Below are 19,876 nucleotides of genomic sequence, written 5' to 3'. Positions count from 1 at the left end.
TCATTTTGTATAATGTAAAGAAATAAATACTTTTCTCTAAAAATTCAATTGAATAGAATCCAGCATGTTCTCTTCTTCCTCATTGCTCCCGCTCAATTCGATTTGTTCGATTAGAATGCTTGGTTGTTCCAGAATCACGGATAGAATGTGTAAGTAGTCGTTTGATAAAGCCTCAATTCTGCTTTTCTTAAACAGTTTTTTCGAATATTCAAACAGGCCGTGATAGTTGTCTTGGTCTGCCTGAATCGACAAGGTTAAATCGAATTTGGCAACCGGATGATGAAACTGATACGGCTTGAGTTCAAGAGAATCGAATGTCAATTCAGCGTGATCGAGATTTTGCAGCACAAACATCGTATCGAACAAAGGATTGCGGCTTGGATCTTTCGAAAGCTGTAAATCCTGAATCAATTCTTCCAACGGATAGTCTTGATTTTTATAGGCATTCAGCATGTTTTCCTTTACTTCGTTTAAGTAGGCATCAAATGTTTTACGGCCCGCCGGGTGATTGCGGATGACTAACGTATTGACGAACATTCCAACGACCGCCTCCACATCCAAATGAGTCCGCCCGGCAGATGGCGTTCCGACGACAATATCCTCTTGTCCGCTGTATTTGGACAAAAGAACCGTATAGGCGGCCAATAAAATCATATACAGTGTTGCTCCTGTGTTTTCTTCCATTTGTCTTAAGCGCTGTTTCAAGTGTTCCGGTATAACAAATTCAAAGGATTCGCCTTCGTAATCGCGTATGGCAGGCCGTTCGTAATCCGCAGGCATATCCAGTACAGGAATATCATCGCGAAACTGATCGACCCAGTACGCCTCCTGGCTCTTGATACTCCGTTTCTGAATGTCCGATTGCTGCCAAACTGCATAGTCTTTATATTGAACAGGAAGCGGATCGAGTTCGTATCCCTCGTAGAGCCGGCTTAAATCTTTCATCAGAATATTGACGGACACGCCGTCAGAAATGATATGGTGCATATCAACCACAAGCACATGTCGCGAAGGCTCTAGTTCAATCAGTCCGGCCCGCATCAGCGGCGGCTTAGCTAAATCAAACGATTGGATGAAATCAAGCACACGAGCTTCCGCTTCTTCTTCGCTTGCTTGAATTTGTTCTATTGTAAATTCGACGGTCTGATGGATACGCTGTGCCGGTTCGCCTTCATATAATTCAAAGCTGGTCCGCAAAGCTTCATGGCGCTCGATTAATTTTTGGAAAGCGGCGTTTAACCGGGCGGGATCGACCGTCCCTTCCACGCTCATGGCACCCGTCATATTGTAAGTCAGCTCGCCGCCTTCTGCGTGACTTAACAAATACATCCGCCTCTGAGCAGAAGAAACCGGATAATAGGGCATTTCTTTTGCGGCCGGGATCGGTGCATATCGATTTTTTTCCATGTGTAACGCCTTGTCAGCCAATTGTTCAATGGTAGGAAACTTGAATATGTCTTTGAGAGACAGATTCACATCCAGCTCTTTGTGAATTCTGGCGGCTAAGGCCGCCGCGCGAATGGAGTTTCCTCCAAGATCAAAGAAATTATGTTTGATCCCCGCATGGCTTATTCCGAGTACTTCCTTCCATAAATCTGTCAGTTTGGACTCCACCTCATTGCCCGGCGGAACATATTCAGCTGTCTGATGCAGACTCGCTTCGGGCGCGGGCAATACTTTACGGTTTATTTTCCCGTTGGATGTTAAGGGCATATGCTCAAGGCGGACAAAATAGGAAGGAACCATGTAGTTCGGAAGCTCCAATGACAATTGTTCCCTAAGCTGGGCAGCAGGTATAGATTTTTCACTTACGTAATACGCGCACAATTGTTTTAAGCCGTCTTCTTCTTCCCTGACTGTAACGGCGGCCTTTTGCACCGCTTCCACGTTATGCAACGCTGCCTCGATTTCACCCAGTTCGATTCGGTGTCCCCTGATTTTGACTTGTTCATCGATACGGCCCACATATACGAGATTTCCATCTCTCAATCGCTTAGCCAAGTCTCCTGACTTGTACATCTTCGCTCCCGGGATATACGGATTTTCAACGAACTTCTCTGCCGTCAAATCCGGGCGGTTCCAATACCCTCTGGTAACACCGGGTCCGCTGATATACATTTCGCCGATTACCCCGATCGGAACCAGATTTTTGTTTGCATCCGCCACATAAATGTCCGTGTTGGCAGCCGGAGTGCCGATCGGCACAAATTCCCGCTTGTCCCGTTTTGCGTCGTAACGGTAAATCATACAGCCGACGACAGTTTCCGTCGGTCCGTATTCATTGAAAATGTCCAGCCGTCCTTTAAACTGTTCGCTGACACTTTTGGCCAACCGGGTGCTTAAATTTTCTCCGCCCACAATCATTTTTCGTATGGCGGTGCCATCGGCTACATTCATTTCCTTCAGTACATGCAAATGTGCCGGTGTTAATTTGATTATATCTATTCTTGAGTCCCGCATAATCGCAGAAAGCACTTCACTTTTGTCTTCTCCATCGTAGATAATGATGGTATTTCCCGTAACCAGCGGTGTAAATATTGAAGTCACTGTTAGATCGAAAGAGATGGAAGAGTATAATGGGAAGTTGGTTTTCTCGCCCCTCACATAAACCTCTTTCGCCCACCAAATATAATTGGCCAGTCCCTGATGCTCAATGAGCACACCTTTCGGATTGCCCGTGGAACCCGAGGTATAGATCATGTAGGCTAAATCATGCGTATTGCTGAACAAGTCAAGATTTGAGCGGTCCTCATGATAAGAGTTTTCCGCATCCAAAAGCACAACGTCACCATCATACGGTAATTGATCCAGCAGGCGTCGCTGTGTCAACACAATCTCCGTTCTTGAATCACTCAGCATATATTGGATCCGATCCTCCGGATATTGAGGGTCAATGGGCACGTATGCGCCGCCGGATTTCAGAACAGCCAAAATACCAACAATCAGCTCGATGCAGTGTGGAGAGATAATGGCAACGAATTGGTCCGCTTGTACGCCTTTTGTCCGTAACGTTCGCGCCAATTGGTTCGCCCGTTCATTGAGCTGTCTGTACGTATACCGCTCATTGCCAAAAATAACGGCATCATGATCAGGCCGCTGATCCGCCTGCACTTCAAACCATCGGGAAACCATTTCGTTATGCGGATACGGTGTCTTTGTGTCATTAAACTCCGTGAGCAATTGCTGAAGTTCGGTTTCAGACAGCATGGGAATGGAGGACAACATCATCTCCGGCTGTTTTGCAAGGCTGTTCAAAATGCTGGTATAGTGTCTCGTGATCTGTTCAATGGTGTCTTTTTCAAACTGTCCCGGCTTAAAATCAAAATGCAACTCTATCTGTTGCCCGGCATCTTCGACCGTCAGCATCAAATCATATAAAGAGACTCCGGGGTTTCGCTCTCTTACCTTAAACGTACATTCATTGTGCCGGATTTCATGAAATTCAATATTTTGAAACACAAACATCGTGTTAAACAGTGATTTTCCTGTTGTTTCCCGCTGCACTTTTAATTTCTCCACAAGCTTGTCGAATGGATAGTCTTGGTTTTCGAAAGCATTAAGCGTTTGCCGCTTTACTTCTTCCAAATAATCCGTAAACGTTCTATTGGCGCGCGGCTTCGTCCGGATTCCGACCGTTTGAATGAAAATACCGATGATATTTTCAATATCCGGATGATTTCTTCCTGAAGCAGGCGTGCCTACGACCATGTCTTCTTGTCCTGTATATTTGTGAAGCAGCACTTTGTAGGCGGCCAGCAGCACCGTATAAAGAGTGGTTTCCGTCTTTTTCGCCAGATCTTGCAGCGAACGGATGACATCCGGCTGTAGGGAGCACGTCACGCGCTGTCCCTCGGAAGACCGTTCCGCCGCTTTTGAACCGTCTGTCGGCAGTTGAAGGACCGGAATTTCGTCTTCAAATTGTTCCAGCCAATATGTCTCCTGCTGCTTCATGGCATCCTCATTCAGCCATTGGTTTTGCCATTCTGTGAAATCTTTATATTCAAATTCAATGTCCGGTAATGGTTTCCGGTGATATAAAGCCAGCAATTCATTTGTAAGTATGTTGATGGAGTAACCGTCCGAAATGATATGATGCATATCGATGAGCAGCTCAGCCTGTTCGTTATCAATCTTGATCAGCTCCGCGCGAACCAAAGGAGCTTGTTCCAAGCGGAACGGTTTTACAAACCGGTCTGCATAGGTGTCAAATTCGTCCCGGCTCATCGTTCGGACATGAACGTTAAAATCAACTTCGTTTTCAAGTTTCTGGACGATTTCGCCATCTATAATGTCAAAATACGTGCGAAACGCTTCATGCCGCTGCATGACTTGCTGAAGAGAAGAAATCAGGGCTTGCTCATCGTACTGCCCTATAATTGATATTTGCCCAAACATATTTTGAGCCAGTTGATCCGGCTCTATTTGGTGCAGGAAATATACCCTTTGCTGCGCCGATGATGTCGGGTAATACGCTTTTTTCTCAGCAGCCTTCATCGGGAGGTGCATGACTTTCTTTTCATTCTCAATGAAACGCGCTAATTCCTTAACAGTCTGGTGATTGAAAAATTGTCCGATAGAAACTTTTTGGTGAAATGTCTTCTGAACTTTGGAAAGCATAAGCGTCGCTTGGAGTGAGTTTCCGCCCAGATCCAGAAAGCGGTCTGATCTGCCAACCCGCTCAAGGCCGAAAAGTTCCTCCCAAATCTGAGCCAGCTGCCGCTCTGTTTCATTTGCCGGCGCCTCGTAGGCGTCAGAAAAGTTAGCCGTCTTGCTTACGATTGAAGAGACCCGCTGCTGGTGATCGGCATACAGTTCTTGTAAAACATGCTCTTCTTCATTGGAAAACATCATCATGGCGTCAAGAGGAACTGAACCTCCCTCAACCATTTTTTGCAGCAATTTCGTAAAGCCTGCTCCCCACTTTTTCATGATTTCCGGACTGATAACATTCGTATTAAAGTCAAAATCAAGAACATATTCTTGATTTGCGTCTGTTATGTTAAGAAATAAATCGTACAGCATGCATTTCACCGGGTATGCAATGGGCTCCGCCTCCGCCTTTCCAAAATGCAGCTTTCGAAAAGGTCTGTCCAAATTAAAGATAATACGCATATCCGGCACTTGATCGTGCGGAAGCTGTCTGGCTACCAGTGTCATCGGAACGGCTTGATGGCGCATTGCGTGATCCACGCTTTCTTTCATACTGCCAAGATAACCGGATAAAGTGCTTTCCGAAGAAGACGTGTTTTTCACGGGAATCATATTGACGCAATTTCCAATCAGATCATGCTGTTTCATATGCGATTGACCTGCAGCGGGGATCCCGATCACAAGGCCTGACTGTTTGGTAAGCCGGTGCAGAAAAAGATGAAATGCACCCAGCATCGTCACAAATACGCTATTTTTCATCTGAATGCTTAATGACCTTAAAGCCTCGCTCAATGGCCGTCCAAGCCTGACGGTACAACGTTCTCCCTCATATCCGTTCGGATAACGGGCAGAAGCGGCGCTCGGCAGGACTGCCTGCTGTATCGGTTCAGAGAAATGATCCCGCCAATAACGGACTCCTTCTTCATAATGTCCGCTATCAATTTGCGCCTGCTGCCAGTCTAAATACTGTCGAAACGAAGCAGGCGCTTCTTTTGGCGGAAACGATTGTCCTTGTACAATTGCCGTATAGTTGCTCTCCAGCTCTTGAACAAAAACGGCGATTGACCATCCATCGGCAATGATATGATGGAACGTGAGCACAATCAGATGTTCATCTTGAGCCGATGTAAGTACATGGATTCTAAACAAGGGCTTTTGTTCATGAAAATGAAATGGCCGCTTGGCATCTTCTGTCAGCCATTTCTGAATTTCCGATTCCCGTTTCTCATCTGGGTGACCGGTAAAGTCAATGACAGGAATTTCCATATTCATCCGTTCCTGCACTTGCTGTACCTCGTCATCGACATGAATCACCGTACGTAAAGCCTCGTGGCGGTCGACGATATGCTGCACGGCTTGTGTTAAGGGCGGATGCTGCAGTTCACCCTTCACTTTTAGCATAATGGACTGGTTTAAAGCTGCAGAAGCCTCGTTCCCATAATGGGATGCCATAACCAATTGTTTTTGTTCAGGTGAAAGCTCGTAATTCCCGGATTCTTTATGGCCGCCGTCGTCAGGGGAATCCGGGCCTTCCGGGATAAATCCGCCTCGGCGAAGATCCTTCACCGTATCTTTAACGGCTTGAATGATATGTTCAATATCATCCGCGCTATGTGCCGTAGACAAGAAGCAGTTTCGGCCTTCCCATACATAGACTCCTTTATAATTGAGATGGTAAAAGAACAAGTCGTTATCAAGTGATGAGACAAACCGGAACAAGGAACCGAATTGAACCATGCGGATAGGCACTTGTGATTGTTCAAAGTAGCGATTTAACTGATCGACCAGGGAGGCTGTTTTTTGATTCAGCTGCTCATACAGGTGTTCTCCCTCGGTTTGTAAATGGCGAAGCACGGCTAACGACATTCTCATGGTAAGCGGGTGAGTATTGAAGGTGCCGGCCACAAATGTGCGTTTCGCCTCGTCTTGTGGATAGGAGTCGTCTCCATATTGCCAGGTTCCCCCGTCGATCGCATTCATGAACTCAGCTTTTCCGGCAACTATTCCTAACGGCTGCCCGCCGCCGATGATTTTCCCGTAGGTCACTAAATCCGCTTGAATGCCGAACCATTCCTGGGCGCCTCCGAGACCGATCCGAAATCCGGTAATGATTTCATCCATAATCAGGGCTGTACCGGATTGCTGCGTGATCGCCCGCAGTTCTTTCAAAAATGCTTCCGGCTGCAAATCCGGTCTGCGGCTTTGTACAGGTTCCACCAATACGGCTGCCAATTCATCTCCAAGACTGCGAATTACATCGAGCGAATCGGGATTGTTGTAATGCAAAATAATCAAATCATCCATAAAGCTCTGCAGTATGCCCGGAGCAAGCGGATTCGCAGACGCAGCCCCGCCTTTTGTACTGGCCAATCCTAATACGCCGTCAAACGTGCCGTGATAAGAGCCTGAGAACGCCACAACTTTCTTTCTTCCTGTTGCCGCTCTTGCCAAACGAAGGGCAACCATGACGGCTTCTGTTCCTGAATTATAGAAAGCGACCCTTTCTACTCCGGTACATGTGCGGATTCGATCGGCAACTTCACCGGCGACGTCCGACATTGGGCCGAGCGGAGGCAATGATGAACGGATTGAATCATCGATAACTTGTGTAATAAAGGACGGATGATGGCCGAAAAGGTTAACCCCGAATCCCATGGTGATATCGATATATTCGTTTCCGTCAATATCCCACATCTTGGAACCGTCAGAACGTTCGGCAATAATCGGGTACACGATTTCCTTCCAATATGAACGGAAACTGGACAAGTTGCGGTTATTTGCATGAGCAAATCGGGTTTTGTCCGTATATTGTTTGGAACCTTTCGTTTTGTCTGCGTATTTCCCGATGAAATCTGCTAAGTATTGTCTTTGCTGTGCGGTATAGTGTCCCTGTTCATGCAAGTTCTGAGGCTGAAAAGGAACATAGGGCTTCGCATCTTGAGCCAATTTCTTTTCTGCAGTGACGGTCGGATTCCCCTGCTTGACAGAAGGAATTGATTTTTCCTGCGCTTTAGCGTATTCTTTCACATTGGAATGTCCGCTGTTTCTCAGCAAATTAAAGCTATTTAATTGAGCTTGCAAGGTATCCTGAATTAATTGATTCTGAGAAGCGATTATTTTTTCAAGCATATGCCCTTGATGCTCTTCTCTGTGACTAGATTCAGGCTGTGCTTCCGAAATGGACAGTTTTTCCTGCGCCGGAACATTCTCTTGAGGCGGGGCGGATTCAAAGGACGATGGTGCGGTCTCAGCCAAGTAATCTATGACACTTTGAAGGTTGTTCATCGTATCAAAAAAACGATCCATCGGGATGTCTACACCAAATTCGTCAGCAATGGCTTTTTTGACCTGTGACAGCATAATGGAATCCATTCCGAGCCCGATAAAATGAGCATTCAGATCAAGCTCATCCGCTCTGATTCCCGAAGCATTGCCGATTACAGTTTTCAGGAAGGATTCAATATGCGCCTTCGTTTGATTCATATTCAATGCCGCTTCTCCTCTCTCTTCGCCCTTGTTTAAGCGCAAATGGTCCGCTTCAGCCCAGCAGCGGTTCCGTTCAAACGGATACAGGGGCAATGGCGTTTTTTGTACAGTTTCACCGGCATAAAGCGTGCGCCAGTCTATAACGGCTCCTTGCACAAATAATTCGGCGGCGCGATTCAGCCATGTGATTCGTTCATCATGCGTGCGGATTCGCTGCTCAATCAGATTAGCGGCTTGTTTATTCAGCTCTTCTTTATGGACAGGCTGCATTTCCTTCAAGTTCTTATACCCCATGTGTACCCCGGGAAGATGACCGTCTCCCTGAACCACGGAGGCCAGCTTGTCACGTAATTCTTGCTTATTGGATACAATTAATGCAATACCATGATCCAAATGAGCTCTTCCCGTACTGGCTGTATAGCAAATGGACTTCAATGAAGCTTGGCTGTCATCCGATGCATATTGCCGATACTGCTGTGCGAGTTCATAGAGTGAATGTTTAGTATGGGCGGATAAAACAAATAGGTGCGGCTCATTTTCATTCTCGGGTGCATACTCACTTTGAGAGGTGTATTCTTCCAACACCACATGAGCATTCGTTCCGCTGAAACCGAACGAGCTGATTCCGCCTCGCAGCGGCTCGTCACCAGGTGTGAACTCCGCAACTTCCTGATTTATATAAAACGGTGAAGAGTGAAAATGAATGAGCGGATTAGGCTCCTTAAAGTGCGCTAACGGCGGGTTTTTTTGTGATTCAGCATGAGGACAGATTTGATCAGCCCAACGATGCCTGCCGCTTCGAACAAATGGCCAATGTTCGACTTAACAGAACCAATCGCGCAAAATTGTTTTTTTGCCGTATACTTTTCAAACGCTTTACAAAGCCCGTTAAATTCAACAGGATCGCCAAGCTTGGTTCCGGTGCCATGCGCTTCGATGAAAGACAGCGTTTCAGGATCGATTCCCGCGTCTTTCCAGGCCGTCTCAATAACCTCAGTCTGAGCTGCCGGGTTCGGTGCGGTAATCCCGGCGGTTGTTCCGTCTTGATTCATCGCGCTTCCTTTGATCACGCCGTAAATATGATCTCCGTCGCGAACCGCATCCTGCAAAGGTTTTAACAGGACTGCCGCCGCGCCTTCGCCTGAGCCCGTGCCGTCTGAATCTTTGCTGAACGTTTTAGTGTACCCATCCGAAGATTCCATATCAAGCCCGATACGCAACGGCAAGAGCGATGTCCGGATACCTCCGGCAAGAGCCATTTCACACTCGTCAGAAATTAAAGATTTGCATGCCATATGAACGGCAGCAAGCGATGAAGAACAAGCTGTATCCACTGTGACCGCCGGCCCTTTTAAATTTAAGAAATAAGCGATTCGGCTGGCTAACACGGAAGGAAGATTGCCTACAATATATTGATGAAGTTCCTCCGGATAATTCGCAGAAAGGAGGCGCTCATAATCGTAGCCTACCTTCGAGTACCCTGCATATACCCCGACCCGACTCCCGTTCATACTGTCGCCGGCATAGCCCGCATCTTCAATCGCATGCCATGCAGACTGCAAAAACAGTCTTTGATTGGGATCCATAAACTGAGCCGTTTTAGGAGCTAAACCAAAGAACGAATAATCAAAGCGGTCGATTTCATCTAAATAGCCGCCCTTCACAAACTGATTTCCATTGAATTCACTTTGGATGGACTTTAAATAATCCGCCGCATCTTTCAGCCGGGATGCAGGGAATTCTCGAATGCCGTTCTCTCCCTTTTCAAGCAGATCCCAAAAATCACTTTTAGTCGATGCTCCTGGGACATTGAGCGACATCCCGATAATGGCGATATCTTTCGGCGTCACATGGCTTGGTTTCGCTGTCACGTCATGCTTGATTTCAGCCCGGCTTTCAGACAGATATGCAGCTAAATCAGTGATAGAAGGATAGGTAAAGAGATCTGAAACGGCAAGCTCGCGTCCAAATTTCTGTTCTACGCGCTCGGCAATCTGCGATAACTGCAATGAATTTGCCCCCATATCAAAATAACTATCAGTGAGGTGAACCTTTTTTCCATCGAGCACGTGGGAAAAGATAGATAGCAATTCCGTTTCTATCTCATGAATGGGAGTCTGTCCGGATTTCTCCGGGCTGCTCTCCAGAAATTGATTGATGGCGGCAGACTCTATTGAAAAATTCCCTGCCTCATACTGTCTGGCAAGTTCATAGCGCTTAACCTTTCCACTGGTAGTCTTAGGGAGTTTTCGGATCGGAAGGACTTCTTTTATGCTCCAGCCGCCCCGCTTGTACAAATGCTTTTTAATCTCTTTGACTAGCGGCGCGAATTTTTCTGGTGATTTTTTGAAAACAACAAAGAGCACGATGTCTCCGCTTCGCGTTTTTTGATCATATACACCGCAGGCGGCAACCCTTCCTAAGTCAACCTCTTCCATTTCAATCGCGACCCGTTCAATATCGTGCGGGTAGACATTTTTTCCGTTCACAAATATAATGTCCTTTTCTCTTCCGGTTACGACTAAGTTACCATTTTCACTAATGAATCCGAGGTCTCCTGTTTTTATCCAGCCGTCAGAAGTTAGTGCTTTGTCCGTACTTTCGGGGTTGTTATAATACCCTTGCGTCACATTGTCTCCTTTGATCTCGATATGACCGATGATTCCGTCTGCTACTCGTTCATTTGCTCCGTCGGAGATTCGAATCTGGCAATAGTCTATGGGTTGTCCCACTTCGACGAATGAGGCGCAATTTTGATCCTCTTTGCTGACGTTTACAGCTCTTTCACCGAGGTTTAAATAGTCGCGATGCAGATAAACGGGAACGAATTCTTCCTCTGGTTTAGAGGACGCTGCGCCAACCGAAGCTTCCGCTAAACCGTAAACATTCAAAATGGCGGATCTCTTCATATTGAATGCTGCGCATCTGGTCAAAAATTCGTCACAGAGCTCCGGCAATATCGGTTCTGCACCGTTTGCGATGACTCTGATGTGGGATAAATCCCAGTCTGGTTCGTTTTTCAGAAATTTAAGGAAGTAGTTGTATCCGAAATTAGGAGAGGATAGAATGCTAGCTTTGTGTTCATGGGCTTTTTTCATCCAAAGAATAGGTCTGCGAATAAATAATTCTGTAGGCATCAGATGTTGGTTGATTCCGACTAAGAAGGGAACAAGGTGGTAGGCGATGAGCCCCATATCATGCGTTAAAGGCATCCAGGATAAGAAAGAGTCTTTCGAGTCAATGGACAGGACATTCCGAATGGCGCACGTGTTATGTATTAAGTTGTGATGCGTTAACATGACTCCTTTTGGATCTCCTGTCGATCCTGAAGAAAATTGGATAAAAGCCAGTTCATCCGCATCAGGTTCATATAACGAAGCGGGGTAATCGTAGGTTTGATCTTGAATGATGTCAGATTTCCCGTTTAATTGCTGATGGAAATCATGTAAATCGTGTTCTTCAGCGTATTTCTTTATTTTGTTCAATACTTTTTCAGAGGCAATCAAATACGGGTGATTTAATATATTCCAAATGCGCCAGACCTTCAGCTTATGGTCATCATCTTCTCCGATACTGATCGGTACCGGGATCATTCCTCCTAATAAACAAGCCCAAAAAGCAACGACAAATGATTTGTTTTCTTGGATTTGAAATACAATTTCCTGCTTCGGCTGAATGCCGATATGCTGTAAATAACCAAGATACCCTTGCGCCTCATCAAACAATTGGCGGTAAGAGACAACTGTCTCGTTTTTATCGGATTCGATAAAACGGATCCCGCGATCTGAAATATTGCTTCTTTCCCGAATGACATCGACTAAGGTTTGGAATTGACTGGTATACATAGGTACCCTCCTGGGCGCTTTATTTTAAAATCCGTAATTGTTCCCAAGCCGGAAGCTGTTTAGCCTTGCAAATTAATTTGCATAAATGGATCGAATGTTCGAGTTCTTGTTCTGAAAGCTCATCTCCATGTCTTTCCATTCTCTCCTTCAGCTCATGGATTTGCGTAAATAATGGGGTCGTCATGTTGGAATAAGCCAATGAATCCTTGTTGTAATTTCGCGCAATGACGGTTTGAATCATCAATTTATTCAGTTGTTTTTTGCGTAAACGGACAACAAGTTTATTTCTTACCGCTGAATTGGAAAGCTGGTGAATATCAGATGTCTGTCCTAAAGGATAAGGTGCAATGTGATTCGTTATTTTTTTCAGCAGACCGGATAAGACATTGTTCGGCCCCATTTCGATGACTTCCGTGACTCCTTGTAGAAGCAAGTAATGTATTGATTCCGCCCATCTAACCGGCATCGTCATGTGCTGCTTGAGATGTTCGTTGATCGAATTTCCGCTGCTGTATGGGTGTGCGGTGACATTCGAAATGATCGGCCATGCGGCATCCCGGAAGGAATACTGGTGTAATACAGTCTGGAATTGTTCGGATGCTGATCGTATCATCGAACTGTGAAAAGGCGCACTGACATTCAAATAAGTATATTTAGCCCCCTTTTCCTCCGCCATCCTGATGACACGTTCCACAGCTTCTCTATGTCCGGAAACCACATGCTGCTGGTCTGAATTCATGCAGGCGACATCTGCCGGACATTCTTCCGTCGACACTTTTGAACATATTTCTTGCAATGTTTGAAGAGAAAGCTGAGTCACGGCGGCCATCGTCCCCTGCTGCTGAGGGTCCGCATTTTGCATAAGAATTCCCCGCTGTCTTACAAGTGTAACGGCATCATGAAAAGAAAGGGCGCCCGCACAGACAAGCGCTGAGTATTCTCCTAAGCTATGACCTGCAAGAAAGCGAGGCTTAATCCCTATTTCCTGCATATACACTTGAAAAGCAATCACACTGACCGTTAAAATAGCGGGCTGTGCATTCATTGTCTTTGTCAATTCATTCATATCACCGTTAAAACACAGTTTTTTTATATCAAAGGAGATCGCATCGCTCGCTTCTTCAAATAACCTCTTTGCGAGCACAAAATCATTCCAAAAAGGTTTGCCCATTCCTACAAATTGAGACCCTTGTCCAGGAAATAAAAAGGCAAGATTGTTCATGAGCTTCCTCCGATCACATTGAAGATGGATACAATTTTATACAAAATATCCCTATATCTAACATCCTAGCATGATTATAATAAATGTGTATAGAATACTTTTGGAGGAGTTATTGTTCGATTTTACAAAGGGCCTGGATACATTTATTCATGAAATATAAGCGTGGGCTGACACTGAAAAATCAGTCTTAAAGAGAGATGATAAAAGCCGGGATGGAAGTCTGTTACCGACTCTTCTTCACTTAGATAGCGCCCTTGATGTTCATTGTTTTAGGGCTATTGACATAATTGTGTCGGAAATTACATATTTTCTTTTTTATTGTAAATGTTAATTTGTATATTTGTGAAGGATTGTAAATTGATTGTGGCTGATTATAGATGTTGCGCGCGGAACTTCTCAATCTATTGAATTTTGACAACTTCTTCTGCTGATTCCTGTTTCCATTGTTCTCTTCTTTGTAAGACACTTCTTTATCATTCCGCATTCCCCTTTCGAAATCCGTCATATTTTGTCATCTTTCTGTGAACAAAGTTTTCAGGCACAATAAAACAGCCGCGTTCAGAGCGGCTGTTTTTTTCAAGATCATAAGAACTATTGAGCAGTATTCCCGCCGTCCATGACCTGTGGCGCCTTTTGCTTTGTCGCTGCTCAAGCAGCGATCTCTTTCTCCTTCCCTGACAGCAGATGTTTTTGGGGAACGACCTGGAAGATGACGTCCTCTCCCATCTTGAAAAAAATGATTAAAAGTTAACACTTATACAGAACATTAAAATTCCTAGCAAAATGTTAACTTAATGAATCTGCAAGGCCTCATTACTTTTTCATGTTTTGTTCATATTTTATTAATTGTTTATTCAACACTGTCCGCTAAAGTAATCCATATCAACAAATATGACAGCCATATGCATCTTTTATGAAGGGAGGTCAAAACCGGGTGCCGTTATGTTGAAAGAAAAAATAAAAACATTAGGCCGTTTTTGCACCGTGGGCGTCGGCAATACGCTGATAGATTTTGGTGTCTTCTTTCTTCTCACCGCTTGTCATGTCCCTTATCTTCCGGCACAGATCTGCTCCTATTCGGCAGGTATCATCAACAGCTATGTGTGGAACCGGAATTGGACGTTTCGTGTAAAACGTAAGGCTGACGGAAAAGAGATCGTGCGCTTTCTCATGATTAATATTGCCGCGTCGGGGATCACCTTTTTGCTGCTTTATTTGTTTCAAAAAGGCGGCTGTTCGCTTTTGGTGAGTAAGCTCGCCGCCACTATCGGCGGAATGATGATGAATTTTATCGGAAACCGAATCTGGGTATTTGGAGATTCGCTGAAAAACATACAGGATCAGGAGTGAAGATGAATGAGAAAAAAAGTAAGAAAAGCGGTCATTCCCGCAGCGGGTTTAGGAACGAGATTTCTGCCGGCGACAAAGGCGCAGCCGAAAGAAATGCTCCCGATCGTCGACAAACCAGCCATTCAATACATTGTAGAAGAGGCCGTAGAGTCAGGAATTGAAGATATACTGATTATTACAGGAAGAAACAAACGCTCGATTGAAGATCATTTTGACCGGTCGGCGGAATTGGAATTCAATCTGCGGGAAAAAGGCAAGACGGAGACGCTTAAGGAAATGCAGCAGATTGCTGATTTGGCCAACATACATTATATCCGCCAGAAAGAACCGCTCGGCTTAGGCCATGCGGTGCTGTGTGCGGAGCATTTTATCGGAGATGAGCCTTTTGCCGTTCTATTAGGTGATGATATTATGGTGTCTGAAAAGCCGGCTCTTCGGCAATTAATGGATGTATACGCCGCTTATGGCACAGAGATTGTCGGCGTACAGCCTGTTCTCCCTGAGGATGTCAGCAAATATGGCATTATTCAGACATCAGGCTCTCAAGGCCATGTGTATGAAGTGAACGATTTAGTTGAAAAGCCGTCTCCGGAAGAAGCCCCTTCCGAAATTGCAGTGATGGGACGATATGTACTGAATCCTTCTATCTTCCCTGTTTTGAAGTCGATCGGGAGAGGCGCAGGCAATGAGATTCAATTAACAGATGCACTTCGTGAGGTTTGCCGTACCCAGCCTATTCATGCGCGGCTTCTGGAAGGAAAACGATATGACATTGGCGATAAATTGGGCTGTTTTAAAGCAAGCACCGAAATCGGCTTAATGCGTCCTGAAATGAGATCTCAGCTTTTAGCTTATTTAGAAGAAGTGCTCAAACGGGAAACAAAAGAAGTGCTGCGATAAAAAAATTTGTAACCATCTTGCTCGTCAATCAGTCATATAATAGTGAAAAAGATAAGGACAGGTTGTGAAGAATGTGGGCAGTTTGATAAGCGAAATTTTAACTTGGCTGACGAATATGGGATATGCGGGCATTGCAATTGGGTTGATGATCGAAATCATACCGAGTGAAATTGTATTGGCCTATGGCGGCTATATGGTATCGGAAGGCACGATTGGATTTATCGGCGCCATCATTGCGGGGGTTATCGGGGGCACCATTGCCCAGATCTTTATTTATTGGATCGGACGCTATGGCGGCAGGCCGTTTTTGGACAAATACGGGAAGTACTTATTGATTAAAAAGCATCACATTGACATGTCAGAAAACTGGTTTCAAAAGTATGGTACGGGAGTTGTCTTCTCGGCACGTTTTATACCGGTTGTCAGACATGCGATATCAATTCCCGCAGGCATTGCCAAAATGCCGTTTCTCAAATTTGTGGTACTGACTGTACTTGCTATCATTCCGTGGTCTATCCTGTTTGTTTATTTAGGCATTCAGCTCGGAAGCCAGTGGGATGACGTTGAGAACATTGCAGGCACTTATACAACACCGATTATGATACTGGCTATAGTGGTCATTGCACTTTATTTTGTCATAAAAAAACGCACAGCCATTTTTAAACGATAGCTTATGGATATGCATAGGGAGGACTCTCCCCTATGCATATTTTTTGTTATTTTCGATGATGATTTGAAAGCTTCATATGTTCCGCTAAAAATGCGACAAACACTTCATCCCGTACAAGAGATGCCGCGTAATTCCTTTTAATAAACCATTCTGCTTCCTCAAAAGCCGCGAAGGTTTCGTCCTGTGTCTCCCCGTTAATTTGAATGTTCCATGCGTTGTCCAAAGGAAACAGGAAGAATCTCATTTGTTCGCGATTTTCGTATAATGAGCCGTTTGCCGACCCTTTCAGATTATAGAAATTACGGAATGCATCTGGGCGGACCGGTTCCATTCGGAATGCTTCAGCTACAAACAAATCGTATACTTCGTCCGTTATGGAACAGCCTGAAGCCTTCGCATGCCCCCCGCCTCCGTACCGGCCTGCTACTTCTGAAACATCAATGTAATCATGAATGGTACGCAAGCTGGCTCGTTTTGATCCCATGCTTAAAATGGCAATGTAATCAAGATGCGGATTGTCTTTTCCGAGTCTGTTTCCGAGTTCAGAATGGTATGATTCTGCGTGAACGATACCTACACAGTGTTCGTGAACAAAGGTTTGCACCATTTCTCTTTTTTTCCTGCGAAGGTAGCGCTCGATTTTCTCTTCTTCTAAATCAAGCAGTTTCACTTCAAATTCATCAAAGAAGAATTCGTCATGGGCAGAAAGCCGCTGAATCATTTTTTGTTCAAATTCATCGATTGAAAGCAAAAAGAAAAGGTCATTGAGCCGCTTTGCCTGTTTTTGATCGTACTGCTCCCATTCCCAAGTGTCGTATTGGCGGATGAGCTCTGTAAATTGATCTAAGGCGTTTGTCGGCTTCATCAGATCATTTTGGACAAGATAGTCGTATAAAAGAGATGTGGCCGATGCAAGACGTCCGTCATCGTATTCCACCTGGACAAATCCCCACTCATGCTCATTCAAATGAAGGGCTGTTTTATGGTGGTCAATCAGTTTCACTTTTCCGCCCGCATGGACATACTCGTTCAGCCTCTTTTCATTTTCTTCATTGACAGCCAGATCCGTGATAAATAAGGCATCGTGTCTGCTGCTCTCTTTTGCTTTTTCTAAAAAGTATTGGACTTGAGCGTTTAAGCCGTTGACAGAGTTATAACGGACCTCAACTTCTTTCCCGAAAGCCAATTTCGCAACGATCCCGCACCCTACTCCGTCCAAGTCGTTATGTGAATATAAATGGTACATAATAAAGGCCCCTTTTTATCATACTGGAGATTGCCGCTATAGGTGTGCGGCAGCCTTTATTTACTATTGTAAAAAACAGAGGGTTTTATGCACAGTTGATTAGTTTACATAATAAAATTATCTAAAACAATAAAAAGAGCGCTTATTTCACGCTCCTGGTACTTCCTTTTAAACTGGATAGACCGGATGTTTTCGATTGGTGAATGTTATTTCCTTTGTCATGTAAGCCATAAGCCGTTTGTGCAATTCCTCGCGCAATGAATTGGCTGGGATTACCGCGTCAATGATCATCTCTGAAGCCAAGCGGTAGATATTGATGTCCTCTTTGTACTCCTCCCGTTTGCTGCTGATAAATTGAGCCCTCTCTTCTTTCGGCAGCTCGGAGATTTTTTTGGCGTAGACAGCGTTTACGGCTGCTTCAGGGCCCATTACGGCGATTTGTGCGGTTGGAAGCGCTATACAGCAATCCGGTTCGAAAGCCGGTCCGGCCATAGCATATAATCCCGCTCCATAGGCTTTTCTGACAATTACAGAAAGCTTGGGGACGGTTGCTTCTGACATCGCTGAAATCATTTTGGCTCCATGACGGATAATTCCGGCCTGTTCTACCTTTGTGCCGATCATAAAGCCGGGAATGTCCGCTAAGAACAGCAATGGAATATGAAAGGCGTCGCATAATGTGATAAATTTAGCGGCTTTGTCTGCAGAATCGTGGAACAAGACGCCGCCTTTTACTTTCGGCTGATTCGCGATAACTCCGACAGGCTGTCCGTGAATCCTCGCAAGACCTGTAATGATTTCCGGTGCGAATAAAGCTTTGATTTCAAAAAAAGAGCCTTCATCTATTACACGATCGATCAGCTCAAACATATTAAAAGGTGCATTTTGGTTTTGCGGAATAACGTCGGAAAGCGGTATCTCAAAGGGCTTTGGCGGCCGTTTTTCTTGTACAGGCGCTCTTTCTTTATAATTTGCCGGAAAGTAAGATAAATATGAGCGTGCCAAGTGAATGGCTTCTTGTTCAGTTTCTGCGAGAATATCTCCGCAGCCGGAAACTGAACAATGCATGCGGGCGCCTCCCATCTCTTCAAGTGACACCTTTTCGCCGATCACCATTTCTGCCATCCGCGGCGAGCCTAAATACATAGATGCGTTACCGTCTACCATGACGACAATATCGCAGAAGGCAGGAATATACGCACCCCCAGCTGCGGACGGGCCGAATAGAAGGCAGATTTGGGGAATGCGCCCTGACAATTTGACCTGATTGTAAAAAATTCTCCCTGCGCCTCTTCTGCCCGGAAATACATTGATCTGGTCGGTGATTCTGGCGCCTGCCGAATCGACTAAATAAATGAGCGGACAGTTTAATTTTTCTGCTGTTTCTTGTATTCTGATGATTTTTTCGACTGTTTTTGCTCCCCAGGAGCCTGCTTTCACTGTAGAATCATTTGCCATGGCGCAGACGGTTTGGCCGCCGATTTTACCGATGGCGGTTACGACTCCGTCGGCGGGAAGCCCGTCTGACATACATTCTGCAAAAAAAGCGTCCTCGAGCTCGATGTCATCGTCAAATAAAAGGGCAAGCCGCTCTCTAACAAAGAGCTTGCCTTTTTCTTGGTTGCTGCGATGATACTTCTCCGCTCCGCCTTTTTGTATTCTTTCCGCCCGTTCTGTTCGTTCTTTTTCATAATCCATAAGGCGTTCCCTCCGATCTTTATTCTCCCGTGTATACGGCACGTCTTTTTTCTTGAAAGGCTTGAAGTCCCTCTGTCCTGTCCTTTGTCGGGATCGTGTGTTCATATGCTTTTTGTTCAATTGATAATCCCGTTGCAAGGTTTGTTTCCAATCCTTTATTGATCGCGAATTTAGCCTGGCGGACGGCAATTGGTCCGTTAGCTGAAATGGCTTCTGCCAGTTCCTCTGCTTTCGCCATAAGCTCACAAGAAGCCGTAACATGCTCTACAAGGTTTATCTCTTTGGCTTCATGTGCGGTTATGCGTCTGCCTGTATAAATGAGTTCTTTTGCTTTTCCTCTGCCGATCAGACGCGGAAGTCTTTGTGTCCCTCCTGCGCCCGGGATAATGGCTAAAGCCGTTTCCGGAAGGCCTAACGTAGCGTTCTTGGCTGCTATTCGGATGTCGCATGCCAATGCCAATTCAAGCCCGCCTCCTAAAGCACTTCCGTTTATGGCTGCTATCACCGGCTGCGGCAAGGCTTCGAGTAAAGCAGCGGTTCTGTGAATGAGGGAAACACTTTTGAGAACCTGATCTTGTTTCATTTTTATTCTTTCTTTCAAGTCTGCTCCCGCACAGAACGCTTTTTCACCGGCGCCTGTCAGGATGACGCAGCGGATTTTCGTGTTGAATTCGATTTCTTGGAGAGTGGATTGCAGGTCTCTAAGCATTTCTGCCGAAAGGGCATTTGCCGCATGGGGCCTGTTAAGGGTGATGACAGCAATTTGTTCTGTTTTTGCAGTGAAAAGAATAGATTCTCCCATTGGTATT

General features: G+C 45.3%; 7 protein-coding genes and 1 pseudogene. 3 read left to right on the top strand and 5 right to left on the bottom strand.

Going from position 1 to position 19,876, the window contains the following annotated elements; translation table 11 throughout:
* Positions 1 to 36: 36 nt before the first annotated feature.
* Positions 37 to 11,981 (bottom strand): annotated as a pseudogene (locus AU387_RS10955) (non-ribosomal peptide synthetase/type I polyketide synthase).
* A gap of 19 nt (positions 11,982 to 12,000) precedes the next feature.
* On the bottom strand, positions 12,001 to 13,203 hold the full coding sequence (gene fabD, locus AU387_RS10950; RefSeq protein WP_059291722.1) for an ACP S-malonyltransferase: 1,203 nt from the start codon (positions 13,201 to 13,203) through the stop codon (positions 12,001 to 12,003).
* A gap of 891 nt (positions 13,204 to 14,094) precedes the next feature.
* Here fabD and AU387_RS10940 point away from each other — a divergent pair.
* The 3 genes from AU387_RS10940 (at position 14,095) to uptA (ending at position 16,123) form a co-directional block, all read left to right on the top strand.
* Positions 14,095 to 14,553, top strand: coding sequence for a GtrA family protein (locus tag AU387_RS10940; RefSeq protein WP_082687888.1), 459 nt, complete (start codon positions 14,095 to 14,097; stop codon positions 14,551 to 14,553).
* A 6-nt stretch (positions 14,554 to 14,559) separates the two neighbouring features.
* A complete protein-coding gene (gene galU, locus AU387_RS10935; RefSeq protein ID WP_059335677.1) occupies positions 14,560 to 15,453 on the top strand; it encodes a UTP--glucose-1-phosphate uridylyltransferase GalU in 894 nt (297 codons plus the stop codon).
* Between the two features lie 73 nt (positions 15,454 to 15,526).
* Positions 15,527 to 16,123, top strand: coding sequence for an undecaprenyl phosphate transporter UptA (uptA, locus tag AU387_RS10930; protein WP_014113955.1), 597 nt, complete (start codon positions 15,527 to 15,529; stop codon positions 16,121 to 16,123).
* A 46-nt stretch (positions 16,124 to 16,169) separates the two neighbouring features.
* Here uptA and AU387_RS10925 read toward each other — a convergent pair whose 3' ends face one another.
* The 3 genes from AU387_RS10925 to AU387_RS10915 form a co-directional block, all read right to left on the bottom strand.
* A complete protein-coding gene (locus AU387_RS10925) occupies positions 16,170 to 17,369 on the bottom strand; it encodes a DHH family phosphoesterase (RefSeq protein WP_024121607.1) in 1,200 nt (399 codons plus the stop codon).
* A gap of 168 nt (positions 17,370 to 17,537) precedes the next feature.
* Positions 17,538 to 19,067 (bottom strand): acyl-CoA carboxylase subunit beta, encoded by a 1,530-nt coding sequence (locus AU387_RS10920; protein WP_059335676.1) that lies wholly within the window; start codon positions 19,065 to 19,067, stop codon positions 17,538 to 17,540.
* 19 nt (positions 19,068 to 19,086) lie between these two features.
* Entirely contained in the window at positions 19,087 to 19,869 is a 783-nt protein-coding gene (locus AU387_RS10915; protein ID WP_059335675.1) for an enoyl-CoA hydratase, read from the bottom strand.
* Positions 19,870 to 19,876: the final 7 nt, after the last annotated feature.

The sequence above is a fragment of the Bacillus halotolerans genome (assembly GCF_001517105.1).
In the GTDB taxonomy this organism is placed as follows: Bacteria; Bacillota; Bacilli; order Bacillales; family Bacillaceae; genus Bacillus; species Bacillus halotolerans.
Note: the sequence above shows the minus strand (reverse complement) of the source record. Positions and strands in the feature narration are given on the sequence as shown.